Source organism: Thermodesulfobacterium commune DSM 2178 (genome assembly GCF_000734015.1).
GTDB lineage: Bacteria > Desulfobacterota > Thermodesulfobacteria > Thermodesulfobacteriales > Thermodesulfobacteriaceae > Thermodesulfobacterium > Thermodesulfobacterium commune.
The window spans coordinates 1,316,090-1,329,618 of the sequence record NZ_CP008796.1 but is presented as its reverse complement, the minus strand read 5'-3'; the positions used below and the strand labels follow the sequence as shown (position 1 = coordinate 1,329,618).

Below are 13,529 nucleotides of genomic sequence, written 5' to 3'. Positions count from 1 at the left end.
TTAAACTTAAAATTATTTCTGAGTTCGGGTGAAAGGGAGTAAATCACTCATTGCATCAAGAAGCTTTACAGCATCAGAAAGAGGTAATTCATCTATATCATCTTCAGTTATAGGTTTACCATCTATCTCAACAAGTCTAACTAAAAGCATCTTTGAAATTTCTCCAGGTTCAGATGCAAGTCTCATTGCTTCAAAAAGGTCCCTTCCTTTACCATCTTTTATGACAGCTTTGCGTCCATCAGAAAGTATAATCTCTTTAGCTTGTGTTTTCTCAGCCATTTGTTTAACCTCCTATCGCTTGAGTATAATCTCTTAGCTTATCTTCGCCTTTTATCTTATAAATATTATTTAGCACATCTATTTCTATGATTTCCTGTCCATCTATTTCAAGCTTATAATAGATAACAGACATAGTTGCTTCAGCTTCTGCTGAGTCTGCTTTTTTAAGTTTGCCACTATCTGATTCTTTGAAGAAACCTCTTAGCTCTGCCCTTAGTGGGGCAGTCTTTATTACGCCTTGTTGAGCCCAAACTTGGTATGGAGCTCTAATGATAACAGTTCTTGCAGTAAAAGGGTCAGAGGCAAGCGCTATAAATTCAGGATAAACTGAATTAAATTTTATTTTTGCTTCAAGCTTATCAAGTCCTGTTGGTAGCTCGCTATCTGCATAAATACCAAGTGCTTTTGTATCTGCAAACTTGAATTTGATTTTGGGGAGGTCTACTTCTTCAGCCTTCCCAATAAAATCTGTGCCATCTATGTATACTCTTGCATTAAATACCTTGCTGATTTCAATAGCCATAGCTCTAACCTCCTACTAATTTTTTAAGTAGTTCTATGTTTATCACCTGCTCAAAGGTTATGCGTTCCGCTGGAGTGGGTGGCATTATCTCGTAAGTAAAGGTAAGGTGTCCGTTTGCAAGGTTGGTCTCTGGGTTTTTGTCTTTGAGAAAGTAGCATTTGCCGTCAACGAGGGCACCTCTGCCTATTAAGGTGCGTATAAAAGCATTGACCATGCTAAGCACCCCGTCGATAGCCACAGTGATGGGCTTATCCAGAAACTGCAAAGTTGCATACTCTATGCTTTCAGCGATGATGTCTGCGGTTCTGCGGACTGAGATAAAGTTTTTCGGGTCGGATTTAGTTGGCCAGGCGGCAGAGCGGTTGCCCCAAACCCTGTAGCCTGTTCCAAAGCTGTTAAAGACCGTGACTATGCCGTTTTCGTTCAAGATGTTTGCTTCGGTGTTTGGGTCGTTTATGGCGCAGGTGATGGGGCGCTCTACTCCGATTATGCCGAGTATCTCATGGTTGGATGGAGAATACCAGTATCCCTCCTCGTGGTCTACTTTGGCTATAACTCCCGCTAAGCGCTGGCTGAAAGGTTCAAGGCGTTCAGAGTTGGTTGCGGTGTCGTAGACTTTAAGGTGGGGGTAGCAGATAACCGCCCTGTAAGCAGAAGTGTTAAGCTGACCGCCTGCTCCACGAGCGTTGATTACTTGCTGAGGGGTCAAGCCAGCTGGGGCGTCAATTAAAGCTAAAGCACGATGAGTTTCGCAAAGGGCTATCATCTCTGCCATAACACCCGGAGACTCGCAATAAACCGGGCAAAGGATTAGCTTTGCGGTGAAGCCAAACCGGCTGTATAGCTCGTCGATTACTTTTAGTCCTGAGCGTTTGCCGGTTGTCGGGTCGTATGTGCCGATGATGTCAGCTTGGATAACGGTTGAGGGGTCAGGGTTTCCGCTTGCATCTTTATGCCTTCTTGGGTCAAAGACATTAACCACGATGATGGTTGAGCCTCCGTGATCAAAAATGGCATCAAGTGCATAGGGGATGGTGTAGCCCGGAGTGGCATCGCCGAAGTAGGTTATGCCGTCCTCCCTTCTCAGGACTAAAACGGGGTTGTTAATCGTCTGGGCATACCAGTCAGCTTCGGAGACACCTGCGGGCTTAGTTAGATGCACCGGAGCTGTCCCGACCAAGAAGATGACCGCCGATTTTACTTCCCTGACCGGGATTGGTCCCTTTACTATTTCTATGGTTTCAACGCCATGCAAGTAATTAGCTGGCATCGCTTACCTCCTTTTTGGTGGTTTTAGGTTTTGTTGGCAAAGGCTCAAGGTAGCCAAGCCCCTCGTAAGTCTTAACCACCTCGGCGGATTCAGGAAGTTCAACCTCCTGACCCGGAAAGAGCCGATACTCTTCTTGCCCGATCATTAAAATAGTAGGATAGCTTAGTTTTACTCTATATCTCATATCTTAGCCCTCCTTTTTAACATCTGTTGATAATTCTTCTCCCTCATAGGTTGTAATTCTTGTTGTTAATATCTCTTTTTCCTCAAAAGGCACAATATATTTACCATAAGCTTCAAGTCTCACTTGATAGGCAAAATCTATGCTCTCATGGAAAAGAAGTTCTATCTTTTTTATCTCAACCATATAACCATTTAATTCTTGCCACATAAGAGCATTTAAAATGGTTTCAAGAATTGGATAAGCTCCTTGCCCTTTTTCTTTTAAACTTTGAAAAAAGACTATAAGAGAACCCCGTATTATGCTATTATAGATGTTTGGAGCAAGAGTTTCTTGCAAGTCAAGACCTTCAAAAACATAACGAACTGCAGGATAGGTTTTGGGCTTCATAAATAATTCTTCTGCCTTACCAGACCAACCCTGAACATTACTTATTCCTTCTTCTTTTAACCTTTGCAAAATTGCTTCTTCAAATTCTATGAGCATTTAAAACACCTCTGCTAAGTTTTTGTTAAAAATGTTTTCAAGTCTTTTAACCATTGTATTAAAAACTGGTTCCATGAATGGTCGAGCTGGCATCTTTCTTGTCCCAAATTCATGATAAACAGAATAAGGAACAGGTGTCCCGACAACTGCTGAAGTTTCGTTTACGATTGAGTTAAAGCTTTGGGCTAATGTTGCAGTTTTATGCAATTTTTTCTCTGAAAAACCTTTCTTGATTTTCCATTTAAGATAAGCCTCTTTCAAAGGAGACCACTCAACCCCTTCTGACCTTCCCTCCGATTTAAAAATTCTTGAAAGCCTTGATTCTGTTTCCTGTGCTGCCTGATGTAACGATTGCACTACTGCTTTATTGAGCTTAACCGGTAATTCTTTAATGTATGCTTCAAATTCTTTTATATCCATTTCAAAACTTCATCTACTCCTTTAGCGGTTATCTCAAAATCAATTAAATAACCTTTGTCTTTAAGATAGCGAATAGAGAAATCTATCTCCTCTTTTGAATATTCCGAAAATTCCCGATAAAGAAAATCCCACTTAACATGTTTTCTTTTTTGAAAAGCCTCATTTAACATAAATTTTAGTATTTCAATATTTAAGGCTAAGAATCTGTCTTTATTGAAACCCACTTCAAAGGCTCCTTTTCTGGCATTAATCCAAGAAGTCTTTCAGCTTCAGCAACTACATCCTTTGTTCGTAAAATCATTACATTTTCTTTCCCTCTGTAATAAAGATTTATTTCTGTTGCCAGTTCAGCAACCGCAAGTAATATTAAGGCTTGTTTTATCTCGGCAGTTTCTGGCAAGATATCTACTTTTAAAAGTTTTTTTGCCCTTGCTAACGCCCTTTCAAGGGCATTAGCAATTTTTGTATCATCAAAGTCTGCCCCTGCTACTTGCAAAAAACTTTTTACTTCCTCAATTGTTACCATTTCTTAGGTTTGGGCTTCGGATTTTTTGGTTTTCTTGGCATCGGTTTCCTCCTGCTTTTCAGCATTCTTAGACTCAATAAGAATAATCGCTATATCATCATCTACTTCTTGTATCCCTTTTTTAAATTCATAGGGTTTTCCATTTACCCATATAGTTGTGTCTTGCTTTATTAATACTTTCATATTTTCACCTCGCTTAGTTTGATTCTATTCTTACAATAGCCGGCTCATATAATCTTTTACAAGCAAAATATGCTTTCCATCCAATCGTTTTGACTCTTCCAAGTTTATCAACATTGGTAAAGACCATCTGAACGCTTTTACCATCAATATCAACTACTCCATAAGCGTTCATACCAAGAACAACAGTTTGATAGACATCTGCGACTGGAGAACCACCACCAGCACCTGTTAAAATAGGTAAAGTAGTAGATTCTACAAACTTTGCTCCCCCATATTGACCAACGACTCCTTTTTCAAAAATATCTTTAGAGGTAATAGCAAGCTGGATTAATTCGGTATCGGTAAAAAGGTCAAGCATTTTGTCAGGATGTATTAGCACTACATAATAACCATCTGGGAAAGGTGGAATATTATTTCTTTTAAGGATATTGATAGCTTTTCTAATATCAGATTTAGATAGCTTTTTTGTGCCATCTAAAGCTGACCTTCCAGAAACACCACCTGCATATAAAACATTTGTCCCACTTGTTAGTTCAGCCATCGCTATTGCATCAAGAGACATTTGAGCATTATAAGAAAGTAAATCAGTTGCCTGATCAACAAGGGGGACAAAGCTTGTGATATCGGTAAACTCATCAAGTTCAATGTAGTTTGCGTATTCTTCTATAGTTGCCTGAACCTGCTGAGTTGCCATGCTTGCTCCAGTTGTAGGAGTAGGCTGAAAGGTAATCGGAGTTGTTACTGGATTCAAAGGCTGAAACCTTGTCCACACCGCAGTCCTTCCAGAATGAACAGGCATAGAAAACTTTTGCCCATACTTTGTTGCAACTAAATTAGCTTTTATATACTCCAAAAGTTTCCTCTCATAATAGAGAGGAAAAAGTTCTGGTAAGGTTGCACCTGTTACTGGCATTATTGCACCTCCTTAAGTTTTCTTTTTAAATATTCAGCCCTCTCTTCAAGGGCTTTAATTTCCTTCTTTAAACTTACTATTTCCTCAATTAATTTAGTAATCTCACTTACTTCATCTTGATAAGTAACAATTCCAATATTAGTAAGGTCATAAGCCTTTTGATAAAAAATAGCTGTTTTCCCTTTTAATTCATAATAAAGAACAGAAAGTCTATCTTTTATTTCTTCAAGCTCCCCTCTTAAAAGAAATTTTTCCTCTTTCATTAAGCTAACTCCTTAGTTTTAAAAGTTTCAGCTAATTTAAGAAGGTCTTTATAACTCATCTTCATTAAATCTTCTTTTGTAAGTTGAAGAGGTTCTTTTTGTGTATCAGTAGCAAAAGTAGAAGATGGCTTATATATTTCTTTTGCCTTTTTACTGAAATCATCAATTATCTGCTTTAAAGTATCTACATCAGCATTATCAACAAGTTTTAAAAGTGGAGATTCTTTATGAACTAAATTGATTAGCCTTTTTGCTTCAGCTCTTAAGTATTCAAGATATTTCTTTCCAATTTCTGCTTCAACTTTTAGCCTTTCAATTTCCTTTTCTGCAGTTTCAAGTTTAAGCTGAAGAGTTAAGACAGCTTCTTGCAATTCTTCTTTTGACATTACTTCTACAACTTCTTTAGTAAATTTTTCAATCATTTGCACCCTCCTTTTTACAATGTCTTTCATATAGGGCTTTTGCCCTATCATATATTTGTCTATGTCCATGTAACCCAGCTAAACTCATTGCAGCCTTTAATCTTTCACAAGAAATTTCCCCTTCCCATGTCTTATATGGATATCTGCGAGATGATGGGTCAAGAAAATAATCACGTGGAGCCTTTTGTCTTAGATCTGGATCATCCCACCAATGAGAGGTATCCTGAGAGCTAAGTCTTGTAGCATTAGGGTCAGCTCCTTCTATCACTAAAGATAACTCTTTAAATTCAGCTTTTATTACTCTTTGCAATCCATTTTTGTCTTCAGTTTCTACTACTACTCCTACTGAAACATTTTTGATTGGCGAAGGTTCCATCTTGATTAAACCAATTAATTTCTCATGACCCGCTTTTGGTATCTTGACTGTTGCTACAATTCCTTTCTTTTCTTCTGAATATTTAGCATCAACCACAGTTCCAACTATAGCTTCAACTGAATATCTAAGATCAATTAATAAGGGTTTCCCAATCAAGGTATGTGCTGAAGCTTTTAAGACCTCTTCAGGAAATTCAATTTTCCCAAAAGGTCTATTTATAACTGAAGCTGTTATTGCAATAACATCAAATTCAACATATTCTTCTGTCTCTCTCAACGAGCTATACTGAAAAGATAGTCTTATATCCATCATAGCAATAGATTATGCCTTATAAAAAAAGAAGCAAGCAATATTTTCAAAAAAGAATTAATCTTCTATGAGACCACCATAAGTGATAGTGATGTTTTTTGCATGAGCAACTTGATTGATTTCAAGCTTTTGATAGGTTGGGGAGCTTAAATCAATCCTATAGGCACCAGCTTCTTTTACTCTGCGAATAAGCTCCTCTGGCAATATATCTCTTCCGATTTTTATCTTGGTCCAGAGCACAAAATCTTGCACCGCTTTTTCTACTTCATTTTGAATGAACCGAATTTTTGCTTCATCTTTGCGATTTATATAATAAGTTAAGCTTATATCATATTCAATAACTTCAGGAGAAGATACTATAACTTTATCGGTTAAAGGTCTTACCTTTTCATCTGACAGGAAATTTCTTACAAGCTCTATCATTGTTGTATCTGGCAAAGCTCCATCTTTTAAAATAAAAACCACATTAACTATTCCCGGCGAAGAAGAATAAACACTTACATCTTCTATATCTTGATGGACAGTTTTTGTCCAAAATTCATAAGCTTGTCTTGAGCCAGTATTTGAGAATCTTTCAATTGAAACTCTGACCCTTTCACGAAACCTCTCATCGTCTTCAACATCTGCTCCATACATACTCATTGTGATATTAGAAACCGATGTTATATAAGGTATTGGGTCTACAAGTTGCTTAATCTGTCCAATTTGATAACCATTTCCGATTAGTCCGGGAGTTTCGCATTCAGCTTGAACATCAACAAAAAGTTGCCCTGCAGGAATTTTTGCTTCTTCTATTGTTGCAAACATAAGGTTTCCATCTGGAGTAGCTCTTGTTCCTTTTGGAATAATTACATCAAAATTTAAAGGAGTATCTATACTAAATCTTAAAATTGTTTGTGCTGGTTTTGCTTGAAGTCTTTTTATTCCATAAAATTCAGCTAAGGCATCGAGTTTTTCTCCCTCTGCATAGGCAAGCAAATTCTGCCGTGCCGATTCATCAATGTTTATCGCAATGATAGTCATAGCATAGGCAATAAGATTAATAATAAGCCTTTCAGGATCTGCAGGCTGTAAGGTCCTACCAGTTAAAGCTTCATAAGTTTTTATCAATTCTTGCTCATAATATAAAGGGTCAGTTATTACAAACTTAATCATAAAGTTATCTCCTGCGTCTGTATTGTTTCTGTTTCTTTAATTTTATATTTTATAATTATACGCAAGCTCGAATAATCCCTTTGAAGATAAACTTCTTCAATCTCTACTCGTGGTTCCCAAGTCTCAATTGCTTCAATAATTTCAGCCTTGATACGTCCTCTTGTTATAACAGTTAAGGGTTGATCTATAAATTGCCAAATATTTGAACCAAATAAAGGTCTGTGAGGATCTGAACCTTTAGGAGTGGTAAGGATTATATTGATATTTTGAATAATGCTCTTTATAGTATCTCGTTCTATAACTTGCATATTGCAACTTTATACAATTTAAAAAAGAAAAACAAGCAATATTTTCTGAATTTAATAAGGGTTTAATAAGGGTTAAGCTTTTTAAAAAAAGGCTCAAAATTGGCTCAAAAATTTCTTTGTAAACGCTCGTAAACAAGAAATAAACAAAGTAAACGGACATTCGTTTACCTCAATTCCTTCTAAATAAGAATTGATGCCAGTAAACGCAAGGTAAACGATGCGTAAACGCTCGTAAACGAAGGGGGTAAGGGTATAATACTTACCCCCTTAAAAAGAGGGGCTTTAAAGCCAAAATAAAAGGCTTTTTAAAATTCTTGTAAATAAAGTTCTCTGAGGGGCTCAGGAAGTAGCTCAGCTGGATAGGTTTTTTCTCCAATTTTATCTATGTGCCACCACCAGTATTCTAAAGGTGGCTCATAATTATCGGTTATAACAGGAGGATAAGGCTTTTCTTTTAAAGCATATTGAATTAGCTTTTTATCTGCTTCTATAACTTTTGGGTGGTTGTCAAGACCTCTTTTATGGATTTCAGTGCGAAAGGGTAAGGTTACTTCTGCTGAATAATCATCAAAAAAAGTTTCTATAGCTTCTTGAGATGCTAAACTAAATGCCCATTCTTCAATTAATTCTTTATCAGAGAACCTTGATAAGTCCATCTCTTTTCCTCTCTTTTAAAAAGGTTTCAAATGGCTTATTCAACTTAAAATAAGTTTTTATTGCAAGATCATCATCACTTGATATTACTACTTTATCACCTTTTCGAAAAATGTAAAAGGTTTTATCTTTAACCCTTTCAATGTATACTTCGTCAGGCTTTTTTATCACCTCATAGGCTGAGTGATAATATTCTTCAGGGGTTTTAAAACCAAATTCATGCCCGTGTTTTAAAAAATGCCTCTCTGCTTCTTTTTTTGCTGATTTATAAGCATTTATTCCTTTTTCACCTTTAACTGGTCTGAACCAATCACTTCCAAGATGAGCTTTAATTTTATTTTCAAGCTCCTTAGGGCTTAAAGCTCTATATTCATCCTCTAAGTCTCTTTGAATAGGATTATCTTTTGCAAATGCTGGTCTCTCTATGGTTACTGGTATCTCTTTTTCTTCTATCTCCGCAACTATTCTACACCTACAATGAGGATGAAGAGGCGGTAATCGGGAGGGAGCTTGAGAAGATGGTCCTTTATAAGGAGTAGTAACAAAGGGCTTATAATCTACAATAGCTCTTGGGTCCTCTGAACTCTCAATAGCATCAAGGATCCTTACCGCTTCTGTTACTTCCCATGTTCTTCCATCAAAACTCCTGCAAGTCTTGCATGTAAGCCTATCCCCCACTGCATCCCATCTATAGCGTTTAATCCTTGCTTTTTGCATAGCACGAATTCTTGCAGAATTACGCAAAAAATTAACTGAAGTATCTATGATTTGTCTTGCCTTCCATTCTGTTTGAGGTTGTATGTATTCCCCAAACCTATCAAGAAACTCTCTTATACCAGCCTGACCACGCCCAATTGGGTTTCCTTCCTCAAGATAATATTTTGAGAACCATTTAACAATTCTTAGCCGGATTTCTCTATCTCCTCTGAAAAATTTCCCAAGATAAAAATCATGAAGCTTTTCTGCGTATGAAATAGCTCTAAAATCTGGTATGGAAAGCTCAGGTTTAAAAATTATCCCAACCTCAGAAAGTGCCTTAGCTTGAGTCTCTTTATAAATCTTTTCAAGCTCAAGCTTAAGTGCAAACTTAACTTTTTCAGGAAGCTGAAATTTTTCTTCAAGGGTAATTAAAATGTAGCGAGTTAAATCATCAAAGCTTATAAAATATGTTGCTTTACGCAGAATATCTGCTAAGGCATCTCTTAAAGAAGAACCAAGAGAAGGATAAAGAAGTTTGTAGAGTTTCTCTACTATTTCGTTTCCTTCTTTGTCCCATTGTCCTTCCATTGCAAACTCTCAAGGATAAGCCTAAGCTCAGAGCAGTAGCCACGCATAAGCTCTATGTTTTTTAGTAAGCTCTTTGCGTTTTCAGGGTCTAAACAGTAGCTCCCGTTTGCCTTGAAAAATTCCACTTTATAGTAGCTCGGCTCTTCCGGAACTTCTGGAAGATCCGGTCTCACATACTCAGTCTTAACAATCTTACTTGTCGTATGCCCCAGAGGGGAACATCCGATTAAGTTCAAGCAAAATAGGGTCAGAGCTATCCGTTTCATTTCCTCCCTCGCTCTTTGGTTCTAAAGCATCTATCTCCTGAAGTTTCTTAAGCGTATGTCTATAGACCTTTGCCCTTGCACTGCATAACTTGTTAGCCTTAGCAATATCAAGCTTTAAAGCAGAGATAGTTTTTAGATTGCTCTCGTTAGCTCCTTCACACTGTTTTAAAGCTTCTTCAAGCTTTTTAGCCTCAAGCCTCATTTTCTCTATCTTTAAACTTTGTATATACCAAGCCGACTTAAAACCAACTAAAAAAAAGAGAGCCCCGATAAGCAAATACTTTAAAATTCTCCAGCTTAGCAAGCCTATCATCTCATCTAACCTCAAGCCTCCTTTTATACTTCTCAGACTTCTCAAAGATGCGATAAGGATACTCAATGTTCACTACGCATAGGTCAAGTAGAGAGCCATTCTTAAGCCTGATGACCTTTCGCTTACAGTGGGCTTCAACCTTTTCTACATCACAGCTTCCAGCCCTGGCTATCTCCTTGTTTAGCAGGGAAGCTCCTCCGTTATAGGCTCGGAAGGCAAAATACCAGCCCCGACAGGAAACCGAGTTATAACATTCCCTATCATAGAGGATTAGAGCCCTTATATTCCATCTCGGGTCATAGGGATTAAAAGGGAACTCCTGAAGCACCTTATACCTCTCGTGTAGCTCTTTTGCGGTCTCAGGCATAAACTGCCCAAGCCCCATCCCGCCATCAAAAGCTGTAGCCCTTTCATTACATCTGGACTCCTGCTCTATTTGCCCGAGAAAGAGATGAGCTGGTGCATTCATCCCGATATGATATCTTGCCTCACGAATTACAAGCGGTGCATACTTCATGCATCTATCCACAATCCCAGCCTGAGCCTGAGCAGTCCACACAAGCCCAAATAGAATTATCGTATTACTCAAAGCCCTCCTCATTTTAAAGCCCAAGCATCAGTCCGATGAGGATCCCAGCGTATAAAATGCCCCGGAAAAACAATATGCTTAATCTTTCCACTGCATCTAAATTCTCCGTTGGTCCATAGACAGGCTTAAAAAACGCTACCCAGACAAGTTCTGCCAAAGCCACCCCTACTGCACACATCGCAATCTTGTAAAGAAATATCCTTAGAGCTTCTCTTCCTGCTATCAAAAGAAACGGCAAAGCTATCAGAAGAGCTATCCCAAACCTTAGAAAATACTTTTTCATCTCTTGCATCTTTCTCACCTCCTATTGGGTTTAATCCAAGCATTTCTCTTGCTTCATCTATAGTTATTACTCCTGTTTCAATAAGTTTGGTTATTGCATCAGCTTTTTTAGTAAATGCCTCAATATCAGCTTCAGGCTTTAGCTTTGGCACAGGATTAAAAATGATGTTTATATCTTCAATATCAAAACCTTTTAACGCACAATGTAGCTTATAGATATATTCCAAAGCTCTTTTTACTATTCTTTGATAGTTCTGCAATTGTCTTGCAAACTGTTCATAGCTAACAACTGCCCAGGTTTCAGTTATACCCTCTGAAATTCCAACCAGACTTGGCTGTGCTTTTGCCCCAGTAATAAGCCACCTATTGATATGGGCAAGGATTTTATCCACATCAGAAGTCTTTCCAGCAATTTCTTTAAATTCTGCTTTGGTCCCCTCATAATGAAGAAAAATCCCCTTTTGTATATTTTCAGCTACTTGTTCTGCAACCTTATTTAAATGTTCTTCAAGTCTTTTAAAATACTCAGTTTCTGTCTCAGTTGGCTTAGGTTCAAGCTTGGGAATTTCTATGTCAAAAAACCCAAGAAGCCCTATCTTTTTAGCAAGATTCTTTAGCTCAACTTTGAATTCTTCTTGCATCTCAAGTGGAGATAAAGATGCTAAAAAAGGAGGTATAGCATAAGGAGAACCATCAAGGGTAAACATTGGAATATAAAGGTAAGTATTTAAATTTAGCTTAATTGGGTCCTCAGGTGGTATCCATTGATAAGGTTCAAAATCCCGGGTTTTCTCATTATATTTAAAGTAAATAGTATGAGCAGGAACACGAACTACCTTTTGAACTCCAGACAAATCTTCTTCAACTATTACTTCAATGCTTACAGCCCCATATAAAGCAAGTTGAGCAAAAAGTTGATTGACGAGACTATCAGTGTTTAATCGTGCTGCTAAATTATCAATTTCGGTTTTAGCTTCTTCTGCTTGTTTCCCTACGACCTGCACTTGATGCCCAGAGTTTGCAAGGTCAACGAATAATTCAAAAACCATGCTTAAATCTTGATTCCCAAATACAGCCTTCTCTATGGTTAATAGCCATTCACGAGGATAACGAGGGTTTATAAAACTATACTGAACAATTTTAGTCCGAGGAATTAAAACACTTACAGGTTCAATTGAGCTTGCCTTAAAGCTTTCCTTTTTCGGCTTTTCTCCAAATTTTTCTTTAAACCAGCTGATTAAGCCCATAAGTTAACCCCTCTCTTCTTGGTGAAACAAAACACGGTGGGACAAAAATTTTTCTTTCCTCTCCAGAACTTGCATGAACCGCTAAAGCTAAAGCCCAAAACCTATCTGCATGTCCATCATCAGATACGCTCTCAAGTCTGATATTGCCTGCCTCAGTCACTACTTTTCTAACAGAATGTAGGTCTTCTCTTAAATCTGGGTCAGGATAAATTCTTATAAGTCTATCCTGGAATTTTGTTTTCAGTCTTGTTGCCATTTCTTCTTTTGCTTTCGCTGTGAAATATACTGGTATAATTTTTAGCTCCCCATAAAGCCTTGTTAGCTCTTCAGCAAGTTGCATACCAATTCCAGTTTCATCAATTGCCATCTTGCGAGCGTATCCTGCTAAATGTCTTAAAATTGCAAACTGCTCTGAAAAAGGGACCTGTTTTAAGATTTCCATATTCCTAAGATAAAGAACATCACCAAGCTTCTCCACAATAGCAATAGCTGTGTAGTCATGCCTTCTTCCTATGTCAACCCCAATAAAAATTTCTCCTTGCAGTTTTCTTATATCTTTTTCTCTTACATCTTCAGCCTCACAAAATTGTATCAATTCATATGGTATAAAAGCTTCAGCCTCATCAACGAATTCGCAAAGATATTCAGATCGCCACATTTCATCTGAAGGAATACCTTTCTTTAAAACTTCCACATCTACATCAAGTCCTTCAGCTACAGCATCATAGATAGTTAACTTTTCCCGATACCATAAGTCATTATTTTCAGATGAAGTCCAAAGATGATAAAAAAGATTAAGTTTCCCCTTAGGGGTTGATATTACAACAAGCTTATAGTCCTTGCTTCTTGTAATGCTTGGGAAGATTGCTTGATAGACCTTAAAACCATCCTGAAAGAAAGCTGCCTCTTCTAATACTACATCTCCAGTGAGCCCTCTTACACCATCAGGATTTGCTGGAAGCCCAACAATTCTACTTCCATTTGGAAATTTCACTTCAAGAACAGAAATCTTAGCATCTTCAAAAAATTTCTCTCCATATTCAGCACCTACAACTTTTAAAAATTCAACATGTCTTTTAACCTTTTCCATAAGCTCTTTACTTTGACGCTCAGTTGGAGAAATAATTGCAACAAGATGATTAGATTTTTCTAAAGCACGAAGAACTGCCCATAACGCAACAGCAAAGCTTTTCCCAGTTTGTCTTGCATACATAAAAATTGAATACTTGTGTTCAGAAATAGCCTTAAGCATCCTCTGCTGATAAGACAAAAGTAAA

The 13,529-nt window shown here is 37.6% G+C and carries 21 protein-coding genes; all 21 read right to left on the bottom strand.

The window, feature by feature from the left end; all coding sequences use genetic code 11:
- Positions 1 to 12: 12 nt before the first annotated feature.
- Positions 13 to 279 carry a hypothetical protein gene (locus HL41_RS06825; RefSeq protein ID WP_038061595.1) on the bottom strand — a complete coding sequence of 89 codons (267 nt, stop codon included), beginning with the start codon at positions 277 to 279 and terminating at the stop codon, positions 13 to 15.
- 4 nt (positions 280 to 283) lie between these two features.
- Positions 284 to 802 carry a phage major tail tube protein gene (locus HL41_RS06820; RefSeq protein ID WP_038061593.1) on the bottom strand — a complete coding sequence of 173 codons (519 nt, stop codon included), beginning with the start codon at positions 800 to 802 and terminating at the stop codon, positions 284 to 286.
- Between the two features lie 4 nt (positions 803 to 806).
- Entirely contained in the window at positions 807 to 2,072 is a 1,266-nt protein-coding gene (locus tag HL41_RS06815; protein ID WP_038061592.1) for a phage tail sheath subtilisin-like domain-containing protein, read from the bottom strand.
- On the bottom strand, positions 2,062 to 2,256 hold the full coding sequence (locus HL41_RS06810) for a hypothetical protein (protein WP_038061590.1): 195 nt from the start codon (positions 2,254 to 2,256) through the stop codon (positions 2,062 to 2,064). The genes HL41_RS06815 and HL41_RS06810 overlap by 11 nt, the downstream gene beginning before the upstream one ends.
- 3 nt (positions 2,257 to 2,259) lie before the next feature.
- Positions 2,260 to 2,739 carry a hypothetical protein gene (locus HL41_RS06805; RefSeq protein ID WP_038061588.1) on the bottom strand — a complete coding sequence of 160 codons (480 nt, stop codon included), beginning with the start codon at positions 2,737 to 2,739 and terminating at the stop codon, positions 2,260 to 2,262.
- A complete protein-coding gene (locus HL41_RS09135) occupies positions 2,740 to 3,159 on the bottom strand; it encodes an HK97-gp10 family putative phage morphogenesis protein (RefSeq protein WP_051754564.1) in 420 nt (139 codons plus the stop codon). It lies immediately after the preceding gene.
- Positions 3,150 to 3,329 carry a hypothetical protein gene (locus HL41_RS06795; protein ID WP_144241982.1) on the bottom strand — a complete coding sequence of 60 codons (180 nt, stop codon included), beginning with the start codon at positions 3,327 to 3,329 and terminating at the stop codon, positions 3,150 to 3,152. The genes HL41_RS09135 and HL41_RS06795 overlap by 10 nt, the downstream gene beginning before the upstream one ends.
- Before the next feature lie 26 nt (positions 3,330 to 3,355).
- A complete protein-coding gene (locus HL41_RS06790; protein ID WP_038061584.1) occupies positions 3,356 to 3,685 on the bottom strand; it encodes a hypothetical protein in 330 nt (109 codons plus the stop codon).
- A gap of 3 nt (positions 3,686 to 3,688) precedes the next feature.
- Positions 3,689 to 3,868 (bottom strand): hypothetical protein, encoded by a 180-nt coding sequence (locus HL41_RS06785; protein ID WP_038061582.1) that lies wholly within the window; start codon positions 3,866 to 3,868, stop codon positions 3,689 to 3,691.
- A 13-nt stretch (positions 3,869 to 3,881) separates the two neighbouring features.
- Entirely contained in the window at positions 3,882 to 4,781 is a 900-nt protein-coding gene (locus HL41_RS06780) for a N4-gp56 family major capsid protein (protein ID WP_038061580.1), read from the bottom strand.
- Entirely contained in the window at positions 4,781 to 5,044 is a 264-nt protein-coding gene (locus HL41_RS06775; protein ID WP_038061578.1) for a hypothetical protein, read from the bottom strand. Before HL41_RS06775 ends, HL41_RS06780 begins: the two co-directional genes overlap by 1 nt.
- Positions 5,044 to 5,466 (bottom strand): hypothetical protein, encoded by a 423-nt coding sequence (locus HL41_RS06770; RefSeq protein WP_038061577.1) that lies wholly within the window; start codon positions 5,464 to 5,466, stop codon positions 5,044 to 5,046. The genes HL41_RS06775 and HL41_RS06770 overlap by 1 nt, the downstream gene beginning before the upstream one ends.
- Positions 5,459 to 6,154, bottom strand: coding sequence for a hypothetical protein (locus HL41_RS09445; protein WP_156095581.1), 696 nt, complete (start codon positions 6,152 to 6,154; stop codon positions 5,459 to 5,461). Before HL41_RS09445 ends, HL41_RS06770 begins: the two co-directional genes overlap by 8 nt.
- 54 nt (positions 6,155 to 6,208) lie before the next feature.
- Complete coding sequence (locus HL41_RS06760; protein ID WP_038061576.1) at positions 6,209 to 7,306, bottom strand: baseplate assembly protein; 1,098 nt, start codon at positions 7,304 to 7,306, stop codon at positions 6,209 to 6,211.
- Entirely contained in the window at positions 7,303 to 7,614 is a 312-nt protein-coding gene (locus HL41_RS06755) for a GPW/gp25 family protein (protein WP_051754563.1), read from the bottom strand. The genes HL41_RS06760 and HL41_RS06755 overlap by 4 nt, the downstream gene beginning before the upstream one ends.
- A gap of 305 nt (positions 7,615 to 7,919) precedes the next feature.
- A complete protein-coding gene (locus tag HL41_RS09130; protein ID WP_051754562.1) occupies positions 7,920 to 8,270 on the bottom strand; it encodes a hypothetical protein in 351 nt (116 codons plus the stop codon).
- Positions 8,248 to 9,555 carry a phage minor head protein gene (locus tag HL41_RS06745; protein WP_038061574.1) on the bottom strand — a complete coding sequence of 436 codons (1,308 nt, stop codon included), beginning with the start codon at positions 9,553 to 9,555 and terminating at the stop codon, positions 8,248 to 8,250. Before HL41_RS06745 ends, HL41_RS09130 begins: the two co-directional genes overlap by 23 nt.
- A gap of 192 nt (positions 9,556 to 9,747) precedes the next feature.
- Entirely contained in the window at positions 9,748 to 10,149 is a 402-nt protein-coding gene (locus HL41_RS06740; protein WP_144241980.1) for a hypothetical protein, read from the bottom strand.
- Positions 10,136 to 10,723 (bottom strand): lytic transglycosylase domain-containing protein, encoded by a 588-nt coding sequence (locus tag HL41_RS09125; protein WP_051754561.1) that lies wholly within the window; start codon positions 10,721 to 10,723, stop codon positions 10,136 to 10,138. The genes HL41_RS06740 and HL41_RS09125 overlap by 14 nt, the downstream gene beginning before the upstream one ends.
- Before the next feature lie 125 nt (positions 10,724 to 10,848).
- Complete coding sequence (locus HL41_RS06730; RefSeq protein WP_144241979.1) at positions 10,849 to 12,252, bottom strand: phage portal protein; 1,404 nt, start codon at positions 12,250 to 12,252, stop codon at positions 10,849 to 10,851.
- The gene (locus tag HL41_RS06725; RefSeq protein ID WP_158506233.1) at positions 12,230 to 13,522 is read right to left on the bottom strand and encodes a terminase large subunit domain-containing protein; all 1,293 of its coding nucleotides are present in this window, start codon (positions 13,520 to 13,522) and stop codon (positions 12,230 to 12,232) included. The genes HL41_RS06730 and HL41_RS06725 overlap by 23 nt, the downstream gene beginning before the upstream one ends.
- Positions 13,523 to 13,529 lie beyond the last annotated feature (7 nt).